This window comes from Cobetia sp. cqz5-12, from assembly GCF_016495405.1.
In the GTDB taxonomy this organism is placed as follows: Bacteria; Pseudomonadota; Gammaproteobacteria; order Pseudomonadales; family Halomonadaceae; genus Cobetia.
The window spans coordinates 3,486,031-3,506,946 of record NZ_CP044522.1 but is presented as its reverse complement, the minus strand read 5'-3'; the positions used below and the strand labels follow the sequence as shown (position 1 = coordinate 3,506,946).

At 63.4% G+C, this 20,916-nt stretch carries 3 protein-coding genes; all 3 read left to right on the top strand.

Annotated features, from left to right (window positions below; genetic code table 11):
• The first annotated feature begins 211 nt into the window (after positions 1 to 211).
• Genes F8A90_RS14525 through F8A90_RS14515 form a run of 3 tightly spaced genes read left to right on the top strand, consistent with a single transcriptional unit; the run spans position 212 to position 20,843 of the window.
• On the top strand, positions 212 to 7,063 hold the full coding sequence (locus F8A90_RS14525) for a VCBS domain-containing protein (protein WP_200017624.1): 6,852 nt from the start codon (positions 212 to 214) through the stop codon (positions 7,061 to 7,063).
• Complete coding sequence (locus tag F8A90_RS14520) at positions 6,976 to 9,903, top strand: VCBS domain-containing protein (protein WP_325096959.1); 2,928 nt, start codon at positions 6,976 to 6,978, stop codon at positions 9,901 to 9,903. The genes F8A90_RS14525 and F8A90_RS14520 overlap by 88 nt, the downstream gene beginning before the upstream one ends.
• Positions 9,864 to 20,843 carry a VCBS domain-containing protein gene (locus tag F8A90_RS14515; RefSeq protein ID WP_200017619.1) on the top strand — a complete coding sequence of 3,660 codons (10,980 nt, stop codon included), beginning with the start codon at positions 9,864 to 9,866 and terminating at the stop codon, positions 20,841 to 20,843. The genes F8A90_RS14520 and F8A90_RS14515 overlap by 40 nt, the downstream gene beginning before the upstream one ends.
• The last annotated feature ends 73 nt before the right edge of the window (positions 20,844 to 20,916 follow it).

Below are 20,916 nucleotides of genomic sequence, written 5' to 3'. Positions count from 1 at the left end.
ACGACGACCTTCATGAGTGTGAGTCACTGATTGATAGAGGTTTTTTGTGACTAGATATCTAATCATCATGGCGCGATGCCACTACTGAAAATTGCTAGGTTGCAGTAAGTGATGTTGTGTATCAAAATGTAACTAACCGTCCTTGTCGATCATGCCATTGCCCCCCTTCGCAGCATGATGCAGCACCTTTCCCCAGCAGGAGTATGTCCCCATGGTCCAGGTCATCCGCACAGAAGGCACAGTACTTGTTGTTTCCTCCACTAACGAGGCGCAGCGTGTCGTCAATGGAATGACGCTTGAACCGACAGCTACTCTGGTCGCACCGCAGGGCGCGATCGTGGTGCTGGAAGACGGCACCCAGCTAGTGGTGCCGCAGGGAGCGCCGATTGGCGTAGAAGTCTTGCTGGCCGAGTCGCGTGGAGATGCGCCTGTTGACCCGGCAGTGGAAGCGTTGCGCGAAGCGATCGCTCGAGGCGAAGATCCGACCGCGATTCAGGAAGCTCCCGCAGCTGGTGAGAATGGCGGTGCGCCGGGCAGCAGTCGTAGTGGTTTCCTGGATGCCTCTGGGGTGGGGCGTGAAGGGCGTGTTGAGCGGACCTCCTATGAATATGAGGGCGGCTTTACCGACCCGGAGTTCAATGATGAGGACGAAGATGGCTTGGGGCTGAATCTTGATCCGACACTGCCGACAGAGGTCGTGCTGTCCTTGTCGGTCGATGCCCCGGCGCTGACCTCCGACACCACGCCGACCATCGTCGGTACCACCGATGCCCAAGACGGCAGCATCGTCACGCTGGTCATCACCGACAGCGACGGCAACGAGCAGACCGTCACCGCGACCGTCGAGAACGGCACTTACAGCGTCGACGCCGAGACGCCGCTGAGCGAAGGCGACTACAGCGTCGAGGCCACCGTCACCGATCCGGCCGGCAACACCGCGACCAGCAATGACGTAGGCGAGATCGACGCAAGTGCGCCGAGCCTGACCGTCGATGCCCCCGCGCTGACCTCCGACACCACGCCGACCATCGTCGGTACCACCGACGCCGAAGACGGCAGCACCGTCACGCTGGTCATCACTGACAGTGACGGCAACGAGCAGACTGTTACCGCGACCGTCGAAGATGGCACCTATTCCGTCGATGCCGAGACGCCGCTGAGCGAAGGCGAGTACAGCGTCGAAGCCTCGGTCACCGATCCGGCCGGCAACACCGCGACCAGCAATGACGTGGGCGAGATCGACGCAAGCGCGCCGGCACTGACCGTCGATGCCCCCGCGCTGACCTCCGACACCACGCCGACCATCGTCGGTACCACCGACGCCGAAGACGGCAGCACCGTCACGCTGGTCATCACTGACAGTGACGGCAACGAGCAGACTGTTACCGCGACCGTCGAAGATGGCACCTATTCCGTCGATGCCGAGACGCCGCTGAGCGAAGGCGAGTACAGCGTCGAAGCCTCGGTCACCGATCCGGCCGGCAACACCGCGACCAGCAATGACGTGGGCGAGATCGACGCAAGCGCGCCGGCACTGACCGTCGACGCCCCCGCGCTGACCTCCGACACCACGCCGACTATCGTCGGCACCACCGATGCCGAAGACGGCAGCACCGTCACGCTGGTCATCACCGACAGCGACGGCAATGAACAGACCGTCACCGCCACCGTCGAGAACGGCACCTACAGCGTCGATGCGGAAACGCCGCTGAGTGAAGGCGAATACAGCGTCGATGCTTCGGTTTCTGATACCGCAGGAAACACCGCGACCAGCACCGATACCGGCGAGATCGACCTGACCGCGCCGACTCTGACCGTCGATGCCCCCGCGCTGACCTCCGACACCACGCCGACCATCGTCGGCAGCACCGATGCCGAAGACGGCAGCACCGTCACGCTGGTCATCACCGACAGCGACGGCAATGAACAGACCGTCACCGCCACCGTCGAGAACGGCACCTACAGCGTCGATGCCGAGACACCGCTGAGCGAAGGCGAGTACAGCGTCGAGGCCTCGGTCACCGATCCGGCCGGCAACACCGCGACCAGCAATGACGTGGGCGAGATCGATCTGTCCGCTCCGGCTCTGACCGTCGATGCCCCCGCGCTGACCTCCGACACCACGCCGACCATCGTCGGGACCACCGACGCCGAAGACGGCAGCACCGTCACGCTGGTCATCACCGATAGTGACGGCAACGAGCAGACCGTCACCGCGACCGTCGAGAACGGCACCTACAGCGTCGACGCCGAGACGCCGCTGAGCGAAGGCGAGTACAGTGTCGAAGCCACCGTCACCGATCCGGCCGGCAACACCGCGACCAGCAATGACGTGGGCGAGATCGATCTGTCCGCTCCGGCGCTGACTGTCTATGCCCCGGCGCTGACCTCCGACACCACGCCGACCATCGTGGGTACCACCGATGCGCCTGATGGCAGCACTGTCACACTCGTCATCACCGACAGCGACGGCAATGAACAGACCGTCACCGCCACCGTCGAGAACGGCACCTACAGCGTCGACGCCGAGACGCCGTTGAGCGAAGGCGAATACAGTGTCGAAGCCACCGTCACCGATCCGGCCGGCAATACCGCGACCAGCAATGACGTGGGTGAGATCGACGCAAGCGCGCCGGCGCTGACCGTCGATGCTCCCGCGCTGACCTCCGACACCACGCCGACCATCGTCGGCACCACCGACGCCGATGACGGCAGCACGGTCACGCTGGTCATCACCGACAGCGACGGCAACGAGCAGACCGTCACCGCCACCGTCGAGAACGGCACCTACAGCGTCGATGCCGAGACCCCGCTGAGCGAAGGCGAGTACAGCGTCGAGGCCTCGGTCACCGATCCGGCCGGCAACACCGCGACCAGCAATGACGTGGGCACGCTGATCGATGGTGACTCCGGGTCTGTAACGGAAGATAGTGTCATTGAAGCCACCGGCACCCTAGTAGATGTGGACATTACAGATGTTATCGCTGGCACCCAGAGTGATACCTACGGTACGTTCAGCGTCAACGAGGCTGGCGAGTGGACTTATACCCTCGATAATGACGCTGATGAAGTCCAGGCGCTGGCTGCCGGCGAGACCGTCACCGAGACCTATACCGTCACGCTGAGCGATGACTCGACCACCACGGTCGATATCGTCATCACCGGTACCGACGACCTGCCGGTCATCACGGCCGGTGCTGGCGCCGTGGAAGAAGACGGCACCCTGGAAGCCAGCGGTACGCTGACGGCCACGGATGCCGACAACCCGGATCTGGCCTTCGTCGCCGCCACCGATGACAGCAGTGTCTACGGCAGCTTCGAGGTCGCCGCCGACGGCAGCTGGACCTACACGCTCGACAACGACGCCGCCGAAACCCAGGCACTGGCTGCCGGCGAGACCGTCACCGAGACCTACACCGTCACGCTGAGCGATGACTCGACCACCACGGTCGACATCGTCATCACCGGTACCGACGACCTGCCGGGCATCACGGCCGGTGCTGGCGCCGTGGAAGAAGACGGCTCTCTGGAAGCCAGCGGTACGCTGACGGCCACGGATGCCGACAACCCGGATCTGGCCTTCGTCGCCGCCACCGATGACAGCAGTGTCTACGGCAGCTTCGAGGTCGCCGCCGACGGCAGCTGGACCTACACGCTCGACAACGACGCCGCCGAAACCCAGGCACTGGCTGCCGGCGAGACCGTCACCGAGAGCTATACCGTCACGCTGAGCGATGACTCGACCACCACGGTCGACATCGTCATTACCGGCGTGGACGATGGCGCCGTGATCTCCGATGACAGCGGTGAAGTCACCGAAGACACCACCCTGGAAGCCAGCGGTACGCTGACGGCCACGGATGCCGACAACCCGGATCTGGCCTTCGTCGCCGCCACCGATGACAGCAGTGTCTACGGCAGCTTCGAGGTCGCCGCCGACGGCAGCTGGACCTACACGCTCGACAACGACGCCGCCGAAACCCAGGCACTGGCTGCCGGCGAGACCGTCACCGAGACCTACACCGTCACGCTGAGCGATGACTCGACCACCACGGTCGACATCGTCATCACCGGTACCGACGACCTGCCGGTCATCACGGCCGGTGCTGGCGCCGTGGAAGAAGACGGCACTCTGGAAGCCAGCGGTACGCTGACGGCCACGGATGCCGACAACCCGGATCTGGCCTTCGTCGCCGCCACCGATGACAGCAGTGTCTACGGCAGCTTCGAGGTCGCCGCCGACGGCAGCTGGACCTACACGCTCGACAACGACGCCGCCGAAACCCAGGCACTGGCTGCCGGCGAGACCGTCACCGAGAGCTATACCGTCACGCTGAGCGATGACTCGACCACCACGGTCGACATCGTCATTACCGGCGTGGACGATGGCGCCGTGATCTCCGATGACAGCGGTGAAGTCACCGAAGACACCACCCTGGAAGCCAGCGGTACGCTGACGGCCACGGATGCCGACAACCCGGATCTGGCCTTCGTCGCCGCCACCGATGACAGCAGTGTCTACGGCAGCTTCGAGGTCGCCGCCGACGGCAGCTGGACCTACACGCTCGACAACGACGCCGCCGAAACCCAGGCACTGGCTGCCGGCGAGACCGTCACCGAGACCTACACCGTCACGCTGAGCGATGACTCGACCACCACGGTCGACATCGTCATCACCGGTACCGACGACCTGCCGGTCATCACGGCCGGTGCTGGCGCCGTGGAAGAAGACGGCACTCTGGAAGCCAGCGGTACGCTGACGGCCACGGATGCCGACAACCCGGATCTGGCCTTCGTCGCCGCCACCGATGACAGCAGTGTCTACGGCAGCTTCGAGGTCGCCGCCGACGGCAGCTGGACCTACACCCTCGACAATGACGCCGCCGAAACCCAGGCACTGGCTGCCGGCGAGACCGTCACCGAGACCTACACCGTCACGCTGAGCGATGACTCGACCACCACGGTCGACATCGTCATCACCGGTACCGACGACCTGCCGGTCATCACGGCCGGTGCTGGCGTCGTGGAAGAAGACGGCACTCTGGAAGCCAGCGGTACGCTGACGGCCACGGATGCCGACAACCCGGATCTGGCCTTCGTCGCCGCCACCGATGACAGCAGTGTCTACGGCAGCTTCGAGGTCGCCGCCGACGGCAGCTGGACCTACACCCTCGACAATGACGCCGCCGAAACCCAGGCACTGGCTGCCGGCGAGACCGTCACCGAGACCTACACCGTCACGCTGAGCGATGACTCGACCACCACGGTCGACATCGTCATTACCGGCGTGGACGATGGCGCCGTGATCTCCGATGACAGCGGTGAAGTCACCGAAGACACCACCCTGGAAGCCAGCGGTACGCTGACGGCCACGGATGCCGACAACCCGGATCTGGCCTTCGTCGCCGCCACCGATGACAGCAGTGTCTACGGCAGCTTCGAGGTCGCCGCCGACGGCAGCTGGACCTACACCCTCGACAATGACGCCGCCGAAACCCAGGCACTGGCTGCCGGCGAGACCGTCACCGAGAGCTATACCGTCACGCTGAGCGATGACTCGACCACCACGGTCGACATCGTCATCACCGGCGTGGACGATGGCGCCGTGATCTCCGATGACAGCGGTGAAGTCACCGAAGACACCACCCTGGAAGCCAGCGGTACGCTGACGGCCACGGATGCCGACAACCCGGATCTGGCCTTCGTCGCCGCCACCGATGACAGCAGTGTCTACGGCAGCTTCGAGGTCGCCGCCGACGGCAGCTGGACCTACACCCTCGACAATGACGCCGCCGAAACCCAGGCACTGGCTGCCGGCGAGACCGTCACCGAGACCTACACCGTCACGCTGAGCGATGACTCGACCACCACGGTCGACATCGTCATCACCGGTACCGACGACCTGCCGGTCATCACGGCCGGTGCTGGCGCCGTGGAAGAAGACGGCACTCTGGAAGCCAGCGGTACGCTGACGGCCACGGATGCCGACAACCCGGATCTGGCCTTCGTCGCCGCCACCGATGACAGCAGTGTCTACGGCAGCTTCGAGGTCGCCGCCGACGGCAGCTGGACCTACACGCTCGACAACGACGCCGCCGAAACCCAGGCACTGGCTGCCGGCGAGACCGTCACCGAGACCTACACCGTCACGCTGAGCGATGACTCGACCACCACGGTCGACATCGTCATCACCGGTACCGACGACCTGCCGGTCATCACGGCCGGTGCTGGCGCCGTGGAAGAAGACGGCACTCTGGAAGCCAGCGGTACGCTGACGGCCACGGATGCCGACAACCCGGATCTGGCCTTCGTCGCCGCCACCGATGACAGCAGTGTCTACGGCAGCTTCGAGGTCGCCGCCGACGGCAGCTGGACCTACACGCTCGACAACGACGCCGCCGAAACCCAGGCACTGGCTGCCGGCGAGACCGTCACCGAGAGCTATACCGTCACGCTGAGCGATGACTCGACCACCACGGTCGACATCGTCATTACCGGCGTGGACGATGGCGCCGTGATCTCCGATGACAGCGGTGAAGTCACCGAAGACACCACCCTGGAAGCCAGCGGTACGCTGACGGCCACGGATGCCGACAACCCGGATCTGGCCTTCGTCGCCGCCACCGATGACAGCAGTGTCTACGGCAGCTTCGAGGTCGCCGCCGACGGCAGCTGGACCTACACGCTCGACAACGACGCCGCCGAAACCCAGGCACTGGCTGCCGGCGAGACCGTCACCGAGACCTACACCGTCACGCTGAGCGATGACTCGACCACCACGGTCGACATCGTCATCACCGGTACCGACGACCTGCCGGTCATCACGGCCGGTGCTGGCGCCGTGGAAGAAGACGGCACTCTGGAAGCCAGCGGTACGCTGACGGCCACGGATGCCGACAACCCGGATCTGGCCTTCGTCGCCGCCACCGATGACAGCAGTGTCTACGGCAGCTTCGAGGTCGCCGCCGACGGCAGCTGGACCTACACCTCGACAATGACGCCGCCGAAACCCAGGCACTGGCTGCCGGCGAGACCGTCACCGAGACCTACACCGTCACGCTGAGCGATGACTCGACCACCACGGTCGACATCGTCATCACCGGTACCGACGACCTGCCGGTCATCACGGCCGGTGCTGGCGCCGTGGAAGAAGACGGCACTCTGGAAGCCAGCGGTACGCTGACGGCCACGGATGCCGACAACCCGGATCTGGCCTTCGTCGCCGCCACCGATGACAGCAGTGTCTACGGCAGCTTCGAGGTCGCCGCCGACGGCAGCTGGACCTACACGCTCGACAACGACGCCGCCGAAACCCAGGCACTGGCTGCCGGCGAGACCGTCACCGAGACCTACACCGTCACGCTGAGCGATGACTCGACCACCACGGTCGACATCGTCATCACCGGTACCGACGACCTGCCGGTCATCACGGCCGGTGCTGGCGCCGTGGAAGAAGACGGCACTCTGGAAGCCAGCGGTACGCTGACGGCCACGGATGCCGACAACCCGGATCTGGCCTTCGTCGCCGCCACCGATGACAGCAGTGTCTACGGCAGCTTCGAGGTCGCCGCCGACGGCAGCTGGACCTACACGCTCGACAACGACGCCGCCGAAACCCAGGCACTGGCTGCCGGCGAGACCGTCACCGAGACCTACACCGTCACGCTGAGCGATGACTCGACCACCACGGTCGACATCGTCATCACCGGCGTGGACGATGGCGCCGTGATCTCCGATGACAGCGGTGAAGTCACCGAAGACACCACCCTGGAAGCCAGCGGTACGCTGACGGCCACGGATGCCGACAACCCGGATCTGGCCTTCGTCGCCGCCACCGATGACAGCAGTGTCTACGGCAGCTTCGAGGTCGCCGCCGACGGCAGCTGGACCTACACGCTCGACAACGACGCCGCCGAAACCCAGGCACTGGCTGCCGGCGAGACCGTCACCGAGACCTACACCGTCACGCTGAGCGATGACTCGACCACCACGGTCGACATCGTCATCACCGGTACCGACGACCTGCCGGTCATCACGGCCGGTGCTGGCGCCGTGGAAGAAGACGGCACTCTGGAAGCCAGCGGTACGCTGACGGCCACGGATGCCGACAACCCGGATCTGGCCTTCGTCGCCGCCACCGATGACAGCAGTGTCTACGGCAGCTTCGAGGTCGCCGCCGACGGCAGCTGGACCTACACCCTCGACAATGACGCCGCCGAAACCCAGGCACTGGCTGCCGGCGAGACCGTCACCGAGACCTACACCGTCACGCTGAGCGATGACTCGACCACCACGGTCGACATCGTCATCACCGGTACCGACGACCTGCCGGTCATCACGGCCGGTGCTGGCGCCGTGGAAGAAGACGGCACTCTGGAAGCCAGCGGTACGCTGACGGCCACGGATGCCGACAACCCGGATCTGGCCTTCGTCGCCGCCACCGATGACAGCAGTGTCTACGGCAGCTTCGAGGTCGCCGCCGACGGCAGCTGGACCTACACGCTCGACAACGACGCCGCCGAAACCCAGGCACTGGCTGCCGGCGAGACCGTCACCGAGACCTACACCGTCACGCTGAGCGATGACTCGACCACCACGGTCGACATCGTCATCACCGGCGTGGACGATGGCGCCGTGATCTCCGATGACAGCGGTGAAGTCACCGAAGACACCACCCTGGAAGCCAGCGGTACGCTGACGGCCACGGATGCCGACAACCCGGATCTGGCCTTCGTCGCCGCCACCGATGACAGCAGTGTCTACGGCAGCTTCGAGGTCGCCGCCGACGGCAGCTGGACCTACACGCTCGACAACGACGCCGCCGAAACCCAGGCACTGGCTGCCGGCGAGACCGTCACCGAGACCTACACCGTCACGCTGAGCGATGACTCGACCACCACGGTCGACATCGTCATCACCGGCGTGGACGATGCCCGTGATCACCGCCGGTGCGGTGAAGTCACCGAAGACGGCACTCTGGAAGCCAGCGGTACGCTGACGGCCACGGATGCCGACAACCCGGATCTGGCCTTCGTCGCCGCCACCGATGACAGCAGTGTCTACGGCAGCTTCGAGGTCGCCGCCGACGGCAGCTGGACCTACACGCTCGACAACGACGCCGCCGAAACCCAGGCACTGGCTGCCGGCGAGACCGTCACCGAGACCTATACCGTCACGCTGAGCGATGACTCGACCACCACGGTCGATATCGTCATCACCGGTACCGACGACCTACCGGTCATCACGGCCGGTGCTGGCGCCGTGGAAGAAGACGGCACTCTGGAAGCCAGCGGTACGCTGACGGCCACGGATGCCGACAACCCGGATCTGGCCTTCGTCGCCGCCACCGATGACAGCAGTGTCTACGGCAGCTTCGAGGTCGCCGCCGACGGCAGCTGGACCTACACGCTCGACAACGACGCCGCCGAAACCCAGGCACTGGCTGCCGGCGAGACCGTCACCGAGAGCTATACCGTCACGCTGAGCGATGACTCGACCACCACGGTCGACATCGTCATCACCGGCGTGGACGATGGCGCCGTGATCTCCGATGACAGCGGTGAAGAAGAAGACACCACCCTGGAAGCCAGCGGTACGCTGACGGCCACGGATGCCGACAACCCGGATCTGGCCTTCGTCGCCGCCACCGATGACAGCAGTGTCTACGGCAGCTTCGAGGTCGCCGCCGACGGCAGCTGGACCTACACGCTCGACAACGACGCCGCCGAAACCCAGGCACTGGCTGCCGGCGAGACCGTCACCGAGACCTACACCGTCACGCTGAGCGATGACTCGACCACCACGGTCGACATCGTCATCACCGGTACCGACGACCTGCCCGTCATCACCGATGGTGCGGTGCCGTGGAAGAAGACGGCACTCTGGAAGCCAGCGGTACGCTGACGGCCACGGATGCCGACAACCCGGATCTGGCCTTCGTCGCCGCCACCGATGACAGCAGTGTCTACGGCAGCTTCGAGGTCGCCGCCGACGGCAGCTGGACCTACACGCTCGACAACGACGCCGCCGAAACCCAGGCACTGGCTGCCGGCGAGACCGTCACCGAGACCTATACCGTCACGCTGAGCGATGACTCGACCACCACGGTCGATATCGTCATCACCGGTACCGACGACCTACCGGTCATCACGGCCGGTGCTGGCGCCGTGGAAGAAGACGGCACTCTGGAAGCCAGCGGTACGCTGACGGCCACGGATGCCGACAACCCGGATCTGGCCTTCGTCGCCGCCACCGATGACAGCAGTGTCTACGGCAGCTTCGAGGTCGCCGCCGACGGCAGCTGGACCTACACGCTCGACAACGACGTCGCCGAAACCCAGGCACTGGCTGCCGGCGAGACCGTCACCGAGAGCTATACCGTCACGCTGAGCGATGACTCGACCACCACGGTCGACATCGTCATTACCGGCGTGGACGATGGCGCCGTGATCTCCGATGACAGCGGTGAAGTCACCGAAGACACCACCCTGGAAGCCAGCGGTACGCTGACGGCCACGGATGCCGACAACCCGGATCTGGCCTTCGTCGCCGCCACCGATGACAGCAGTGTCTACGGCAGCTTCGAGGTCGCCGCCGACGGCAGCTGGACCTACACCCTCGACAATGACGCCGCCGAAACCCAGGCACTGGCTGCCGGCGAGACCGCCACCGAGACCTACACCGTCACGCTGAGCGATGACTCGACCACCACGGTCGACATCGTCATCACCGGTACCGACGACCTGCCGGTCATCACGGCCGGTGCTGGCGCCGTGGAAGAAGACGGCACTCTGGAAGCCAGCGGTACGCTGACGGCCACGGATGCCGACAACCCGGATCTGGCCTTCGTCGCCGCCACCGATGACAGCAGTGTCTACGGCAGCTTCGAGGTCGCCGCCGACGGCAGCTGGACCTACACGCTCGACAACGACGCCGCCGAAACCCAGGCACTGGCTGCCGGCGAGACCGTCACCGAGACCTACACCGTCACGCTGAGCGATGACTCGACCACCACGGTCGACATCGTCATCACCGGTACCGACGACCTGCCGGTCATCACGGCCGGTGCTGGCGCCGTGGAAGAAGACGGCACTCTGGAAGCCAGCGGTACGCTGACGGCCACGGATGCCGACAACCCGGATCTGGCCTTCGTCGCCGCCACCGATGACAGCAGTGTCTACGGCAGCTTCGAGGTCGCCGCCGACGGCAGCTGGACCTACACGCTCGACAACGACGCCGCCGAAACCCAGGCACTGGCTGCCGGCGAGACCGTCACCGAGACCTACACCGTCACGCTGAGCGATGACTCGACCACCACGGTCGACATCGTCATCACCGGTACCGACGACCTGCCGGTCATCACGGCCGGTGCTGGCGCCGTGGAAGAAGACGGCACTCTGGAAGCCAGCGGTACGCTGACGGCCACGGATGCCGACAACCCGGATCTGGCCTTCGTCGCCGCCACCGATGACAGCAGTGTCTACGGCAGCTTCGAGGTCGCCGCCGACGGCAGCTGGACCTACACGCTCGACAACGACGCCGCCGAAACCCAGGCACTGGCTGCCGGCGAGACCGTCACCGAGACCTACACCGTCACGCTGAGCGATGACTCGACCACCACGGTCGACATCGTCATCACCGGCGTGGACGATGGCGCCGTGATCTCCGATGACAGCGGTGAAGTCACCGAAGACACCACCCTGGAAGCCAGCGGTACGCTGACGGCCACGGATGCCGACAACCCGGATCTGGCCTTCGTCGCCGCCACCGATGACAGCAGTGTCTACGGCAGCTTCGAGGTCGCCGCCGACGGCAGCTGGACCTACACGCTCGACAACGACGCCGCCGAAACCCAGGCACTGGCTGCCGGCGAGACCGTCACCGAGACCTACACCGTCACGCTGAGCGATGACTCGACCACCACGGTCGACATCGTCATCACCGGTACCGACGACCTGCCGGTCATCACGGCCGGTGCTGGCGCCGTGGAAGAAGACGGCACTCTGGAAGCCAGCGGTACGCTGACGGCCACGGATGCCGACAACCCGGATCTGGCCTTCGTCGCCGCCACCGATGACAGCAGTGTCTACGGCAGCTTCGAGGTCGCCGCCGACGGCAGCTGGACCTACACGCTCGACAACGACGCCGCCGAAACCCAGGCACTGGCTGCCGGCGAGACCGTCACCGAGAGCTATACCGTCACGCTGAGCGATGACTCGACCACCACGGTCGACATCGTCATTACCGGCGTGGACGATGGCGCCGTGATCTCCGATGACAGCGGTGAAGTCACCGAAGACACCACCCTGGAAGCCAGCGGTACGCTGACGGCCACGGATGCCGACAACCCGGATCTGGCCTTCGTCGCCGCCACCGATGACAGCAGTGTCTACGGCAGCTTCGAGGTCGCCGCCGACGGCAGCTGGACCTACACGCTCGACAACGACGCCGCCGAAACCCAGGCACTGGCTGCCGGCGAGACCGTCACCGAGACCTACACCGTCACGCTGAGCGATGACTCGACCACCACGGTCGACATCGTCATCACCGGTACCGACGACCTGCCGGTCATCACGGCCGGTGCTGGCGCCGTGGAAGAAGACGGCGCTCTGGAAGCCAGCGGTACGCTGACGGCCACGGATGCCGACAACCCGGATCTGGCCTTCGTCGCCGCCACCGATGACAGCAGTGTCTACGGCAGCTTCGAGGTCGCCGCCGACGGCAGCTGGACCTACACGCTCGACAACGACGCCGCCGAAACCCAGGCACTGGCTGCCGGCGAGACCGTCACCGAGACCTACACCGTCACGCTGAGCGATGACTCGACCACCACGGTCGACATCGTCATCACCGGCGTGGACGATGGCGCCGTGATCTCCGATGACAGCGGTGAAGTCACCGAAGACACCACCCTGGAAGCCAGCGGTACGCTGACGGCCACGGATGCCGACAACCCGGATCTGGCCTTCGTCGCCGCCACCGATGACAGCAGTGTCTACGGCAGCTTCGAGGTCGCCGCCGACGGCAGCTGGACCTACACGCTCGACAACGACGCCGCCGAAACCCAGGCACTGGCTGCCGGCGAGACCGTCACCGAGACCTACACCGTCACGCTGAGCGATGACTCGACCACCACGGTCGACATCGTCATTACCGGCGTGGACGATGGCGCCGTGATCTCCGATGACAGCGGTGAAGTCACCGAAGACACCACCCTGGAAGCCAGCGGTACGCTGACGGCCACGGATGCCGACAACCCGGATCTGGCCTTCGTCGCCGCCACCGATGACAGCAGTGTCTACGGCAGCTTCGAGGTCGCCGCCGACGGCAGCTGGACCTACACCCTCGACAATGACGCCGCCGAAACCCAGGCACTGGCTGCCGGCGAGACCGTCACCGAGAGCTATACCGTCACGCTGAGCGATGACTCGACCACCACGGTCGACATCACCATTACCGGTGACAACGATGGCCCGGTGATCCGTGTGGACGCGGACGACAGTGCCGCCGCCAGTCTGACAGAAGCGAATGCGCCGCTGTCGGCCACGGGCACGCTGTCCGTGTCGGACGTGGACCTCACCGATAGCGTCACGCCGAGCGTCACCGGCGTCGACGCTGACGGGGATATCGGCACGCTGTCCGAGAGCGATCTGCTCGGCATGCTGGGCGTGGATGCCGCGGCCATCATCGAGGGCACCGGCACTGACGGCAATCTCACCTGGGACTTCGACAGCAGCACGGTCGGGGAAGATTTCGACTACCTGGCGGCGGGTGAGGTGCTGACGCTGACCTATGCGGTGACGGTCACCGACACCGCCGGCGCGACTGACACCCAGAACGTCGTCATCACCATCACCGGCACCGACGACCTGCCGGTCATCTCCGCCGATACCGGCGCCGTGGCAGAAGACGGCACCCAGAGTGTCAGTGGCACGCTGACCGCGACGGACGCCGACAATGCCGACCTGGCCTTTGTCGCGGCCACCGACGGCAGCGACTACGGCACCTTCACGGTCGATGCCGCGGGCAACTGGACCTATGACCTTGCCAACGATGCCGAGGCGACCCAGGCGCTGGCCGCGGGCCAGACGGTCACCGAGCAATACACCGTCACGCTGAGCGATGACTCGACCACCACGGTCGACATCACCATTACCGGTGCCAACGATGGCCCGGTGATCCGTGTGGACGCGGACGACAGTGCCGCCGCCAGTCTGACAGAAGCGAATGCGCCGCTGTCGGCCACGGGCACACTGTCCGTGTCGGACGTGGACCTCACCGATAGCGTCACGCCGAGCGTCACCGGCGTCGACGCTGACGGGGATATCGGCACGCTGTCCGAGAGCGATCTGCTCGGCATGCTGGGCGTGGATGCCGCGGCCATCATCGAGGGCACCGGCACTGACGGCAATCTCACCTGGGACTTCGACAGCAGCACGGTCGGGGAAGATTTCGACTACCTGGCGGCGGGTGAGGTGCTGACGCTGACCTATGCGGTGACGGTCACCGACACCGCCGGCGCGACTGACACCCAGAACGTCGTCATCACCATCACCGGCACCGACGACCTGCCGGTCATCTCCGCCGATACCGGCGCCGTGGCAGAAGACGGCACCCAGAGTGTCAGTGGCACGCTGACCGCGACGGACGCCGACAATGCCGACCTGGCCTTTGTCGCGGCCACCGACGGCAGCGACTACGGCACCTTCACGGTCGATGCCGCGGGCAACTGGACCTATGACCTTGCCAACGATGCCGAGGCGACCCAGGCGCTGGCCGCGGGCCAGACGGTCACCGAGCAATACACCGTCACGCTGAGCGATGACTCGACCACCACGGTCGACATCACCATTACCGGTGCCAACGATGGCCCGGTGATCCGTGTGGACGCGGACGACAGTGCCGCCGCCAGTCTGACAGAAGCGAATGCGCCGCTGTCGGCCACGGGCACACTGTCCGTGTCGGACGTGGACCTCACCGATAGCGTCACGCCGAGCGTCACCGGCGTCGACGCTGACGGGGATACCGGCACGCTGTCTGAGACCGATCTGCTCGGCATGCTGGGCGTGGATGCCGCGGCCATCATCGAGGGCAGCGGCACTGACGGCAATCTCACCTGGGACTTCGACAGCAGCACGGTCGGGGAAGATTTCGACTACCTGGCGGCGGGTGAGGTGCTGACGCTGACCTATGCGGTGACAGTCACCGACACCGCCGGCGCGACGGACACCCAGAACGTCGTCATCACCATCACCGGCACCGACGACCTGCCGGTTATCTCCCCCGATACCGGCGCCGTGGCAGAAGACGGCGCCCTGGAAGCCACTGGCACGCTGACGGCCACGGATGCCGACAACCCGGATCTGGCCTTCGTCGCCGCCACCGATGACAGCAGTGTCTACGGCAGCTTCGAGGTCGCCGCCGATGGCAGCTGGACCTACACTCTCGACAACGAGTCGGCCGCGGTGCAGGGCCTGACGCCGGATGACACCATCGGCGAGCAGTACACCGTCACGCTGACCGATGGGACGACCACCACGGTCGACATCACCATCACCGGCGCGACCGACGCAGTGCCGGTCATCACGTTGGCTGACAAGGAAGTGACCGAGGCCACAGGTGCCACGGTCACTGACACCTTCGAGGTGGCAGCGGATGCCGGAATCGCCAGCGTCACCATCAATGGCACGGATATCACTTCGGCGTCAGTGGATAACCCCATCGTGATTCCAGGTGCGACTGATGATGAAGGCACGCTGACCATCACGGGCTACGATTCCGGCACCGTGTCCTACACCTATGTGGAGGATGGCACGGCTGCGGATCACACGGCTGGCGACGATAGCGTGTTCGACAACTTCGCCGTGGTCGTCACTGACCTGGCTGGGCAGAGCACCAGCGACAGCCTTGACGTCAAGATTCTGGATACTGCGCCGACGGCCAAGCCGGATGAGCGCGATATTGATGAAGATGAGACGGGCGAGCTCACGGGTAACGTGATCGACGGCGCCAATGACAATGAGGACATCCTGGGTGCAGATACGCCGTTCATGGTCTGCAAACTGAACGATACCGGGATTTCCGACGGCGGCAGTGCCACGGTCACGGGTGACTACGGCACGCTGACGCTCAACAGCGACGGCAGCTATACCTACGTTCTGGATACCACCAAGACGCAGTCTCTGGCAGAGGGCGAACCGGCGGAAGATGTCTTCACCTATGTGCTGGAAGATAGCGATGGCGACACCTCCAGCACCACGCTGACCATCAATATAACGGGCTCGGGCGACGCAGTGCCGGTCATCACGCTGGCTGACAAGGAAGTGACCGAGGCCACGGGTGCCACGGTCACTGATACCTTCGAGGTGGCAGCGGATGCCGGAATCGCCAGCGTCACCATCAATGGCACGGATATCACTTCGGCGTCAGTAGATAACCCCATCGTGATTCCGGGCGCGACTGATGATGAAGGCTCGCTGACCATCACGGGCTACGATGCCGGCACCGTGTCCTACACCTATGTGGAGGATGGCACGGCTGCGGATCACACGGCTGGCGATGATAGCGTGTTCGACAACTTCGCCGTGGTCGTCACTGACCTGGCAGGACAGAGCACCACCGACAGCCTCGACGTCAAGATTCTGGATACCGCGCCTGTCGCCAATGATGACACCTACACCATTCGTGAGGACGATACTTCCCCTGATGGTGAGCCGGTGATCAGCACCAATGTGATCTCCAGCGTCGTAGGTGGCGGGCGGGATGAGCTTGGTGCCGATGCCGTGACCATCACGAAACTGGACGGCATCTTGCTGGCAGACAACGGGGGTAGTGTTACCGTCGATGGCAGCTATGGCAGCCTGACCCTCAATACCGATGGCAGCTTCAGTTATGACCTGGACGATGTACGTGCCCAGGCACTGGGTGCCGGTGACCTCGTCAAGGAAGTATTCGAGTACACCATCCTGGATGCGGATGGCGACTCGGATACCGCCGACATCACCATCAATGTCCAGGGTTTGAATGACAAGCCGGTGGCCTATGACGATGGTCCGATCGTGGTCGAGGAAGATACTCCGGTCAGCGGCAACGTCTTGAACAACGACGTCGACGCCGATGGTGATGAGTTGAGCGTCGTCAGCTTCACTGTTGACGGCGATACCTACGACTCGGGCGAGACGGCGGATCTCGGGGAAGTCGGCACACTGCTGATCAATACTGACGGTACCTTCACCTTCACACCCGGTGAGAACTACAACGGTCCGGTGCCTGATACCACCTATGTGATCACGGATGGCACCGAAATTGATGAAGCCATTCTCAGCTTCCAGGATGTCACGGCGGTCGATGACCCGGTTGTCATCAGTACAGATGATGGCGCTGTTGTCGAAGATGGTGTGACACAAGCCTCAGGCACGCTGACCGCGACCGATGTCGATAGTGTTGCGCCGACATTCGTGGCTGCGACCGATGACAGCAGTGCCTACGGCAGCTTCACTGTCAATGCTGACGGTAGCTGGACCTATACACTCGACAACGACACAGCTGCTGTGCAGGGACTGACGTCTGACGACGAGATTGTCGAGCAGTACACCGTCACGCTCAGCGATGGTTCCACCACGACTGTGGATATCGTGATCACCGGTACTGATGATGCACAGCCGGTCATCAATTCACTGGAAGATCAGTCCGTCACCGAAGCGACAGGGAGTACGGTCACCGATACCTTTACCGTGACAGCTGCGGCAGGTATCGCGGCAGTGACGATCGCTGGTGTGGATATCACGGATGCCAACACCTCACCGGTAGTGATCTCCAATCCAGATGGCGAAGGGACGCTGACCGTCACTGGCTATGATGCCGACACCGGGGTGGTCTTCTACAGCTATGTGGAAGATGGCACTGCGGCTGATCATTCCGGTGGCGATGACAGTGTCGTTGACGACTTCGCTGTCGTGGTGACGGATCTTGCCGGTCAGAGCACCACATCCAGTCTGGATGTCACCGTTCTGGACACCGCGCCGATAGCCAATGCTGATACCCGTAGCATGAACGAGAATCGCAGTGCTGCCGTTACCGGCAATGTGGTGGACGGCTCATCTGCGACGGCGGATACCCTGGGGGCCGATGCGGTCACCGTCACCGCCGTCACTTCCGGATCAGAAACCGTCGCGGTGAGCGATGGCGCAGCGGCTGTGATCACTGGGTCTTATGGCGAGCTGACGCTTGAAGCAGATGGCTCCTATAGCTACCAGTCAGCGCGCGAAGATCTGCAGTTCCTCGCGGTAGGTGAGTCGGTCACGGATGTCTATACCTACGTGATCACGGATGCTGACGGTGATACCTCCAGCACCACTCTGACAATCACCATCAATGGTCGCAACGACGGGCCGGCGATCAGCGTCAGCAGTGGCGACAGTGCAGCCGCCAGCCTGACGGAGACGGATTCACCGCTGAGCACCAGCGGTACGCTGTCGGTGACGGATGTGGATCTCAGCAATAGCGTGACGCCGAGCGTGACCAGTGTCTCCAGCAATGGTGATACTGGCGCGCTGGACAATGATGATCTGCTTGCGCTGCTGGGGGTGGACACCGGCGCCATCATCGATGACGAGAACACGGAAGGAACGCTCAACTGGACCTTCGACAGCAGCGCTGCCGGGGAAAGCTTCAACTACCTGTCTGCAGGCGAGTCACTGGTCCTGACCTACACCGTCACTGTCACGGATACGGCGGGAGCGACAGCTACCCAGGATGTCACCATTACCATCCAGGGGACGAATGACGCTCCGGTAGTGACTGCGACTGAAGGCCGCGTCAGCGAAGAAGGGCTCGAAGGTGGTATCGCCGACAGTGATGCGGCTGATGGCTTCACGGATACCACCGATGCCACCACCGTCACCGGTACGGTTTCCATCACGGATGTCGACAGTGACAGTGTCTCGCTGGTACTGACGGCGCCTGCCACGGCCATCACCTCCGGTGGCAGTGCGGTGACCTGGTCCGGCAGTGGCACCCAATCAATGGTGGCAACCGATGCCGAGGGCAATGAAGTCGCGACGGTCACCATCGATGACAGCGGCGCCTATACCTTCACTCTGAGTCAGGCGGTTGATCACTCGGGTGACGGGGAAGATGTCCTGTCTCTGGACTTCGGTGTACTCGCAACGGATAGCGAAGGCGCAAGCTCCACCGGTACGCTGACCATCGGCATCGAGGATGATGCCCCCGAGCAGCAAGAAGCACAGAGCTTCTCCTCGACGTTGGTGGATACCAATCTCACTATCATTCTTGATGTGTCAGGTTCCATGAATGCAACTGATGGAATCGATGGTGAAACTCGCCTGCAGAGCGCTATTGATTCCATCAAGTCTCTGATTGAGGCCTACGATGACTTTGGTGACGTACGTATCAATCTGGTGACATTCTCATCCATCGGTACGGCTCAGAATGCTTGGGTGACCGTAGGAGAGGCTGAGAGCATTCTGGATAACCTGCAGGCCGGTGGTTATACCAATTATGATTCCGCTCTTGCAGCTGCTATCGAGAATTATTCTGAAGATGGAGCATTGGAGGATGCGCAAAGCATTTCCTATTTCTTCTCCGATGGTGAACCTAACTTTGGTGATGGTGATGATGAAGCCCTGAATGTGCTTGTGGGTAATACCATCTTCCGTTCAGATGCAGGTATCTCGGAGAGTGAAGAGAATATCTGGACAGATTTTCTGGTGGAGAATGGCATCAAGTCATACGCGATAGGACTGGGAGGCAGTGTCGATGAAGACAACCTCAATCCAATTGCCTACGATGGTTCAGCGGACGAAGATATCGATAGTACAGTCGTGACCAGCTTCGAGGATCTGGACGATACGCTTGCTGCCACGGTCCAATCACCCGTCAGTGGTCAGCTGGTATCAGGCAGTTCCGTAGATGGCAGTTTGTTGGGAGCGGATGGTGGTTATCTGCAGTCGGTCACTGTGGATGGCACTACCTACAGTTATGACCCGGATACCAATGCTGTTTCTGCCACTGGCATCGACAACAGCAGCTACGATGCGGACAGCCTGGAGTTGACCATCTCGACGGAACTGGGCGGCAGCATGCTGTTCAATCTGGGGACTGGTGATTTTTCCTATACGCCACCGGACAATGTCAGTGAGCGTTCCACGGACAGCTTTGATTACGTCACGGTCGACAACGACGGGGATACCAACGCTTCAAGTGTCAGCATCGACGTCGACAAGCTGTCGGTCCTGATCGGGACCTCTGGCAACGACACCCTGACGGGCGATGGCGATGGCCCGTTCTATGCGGACTATCTGATTGGCCAGGGCGGCAATGACATCTTGAGTGGCGGTGTGGGCAGCGATCGTCTGGAAGGTGGCAGCGGCAACGATACGCTGCGGGGCGGCACCGGCAACGATATCCTGTCCGGTGGTGAGGGCGATGATCTTCTGGTTGGTGGCTCCGGCAACGACATCCTCACCGGCGGCGATGGTGCTGACACCTTCCAATGGCTGAGCGGTCATGACATCAACAGCGAAGGCGGCATGGCGACGGATACCATCACCGACTTCAGTGTCGAGGATGGCGATGTCATCGATCTGTCCGATCTGCTTCAGTCCAACGATGATGCCGATACGCTCTCGAGCTTCCTGCACTTCGAGTCAGATGGAGAAGGGGGCACCAATATCGAGATCAGTGTCGATGGCTCCAACGGCAGCAATATCACGCAGGAGATCAATCTGCAGGATGTCGACCTGACCTCAGGTGGCGACACGGATACGCAGATCATTCAATCTCTGCTCGACAGCAACAGTCTCAAGACGAACGTTGACGGCTGAATCGATGGGATAGGGGAGATGGCTTAGGCTGTCTCCCCTTGTTGTATTAGACTTTGCCGTAGAGACATCTGCG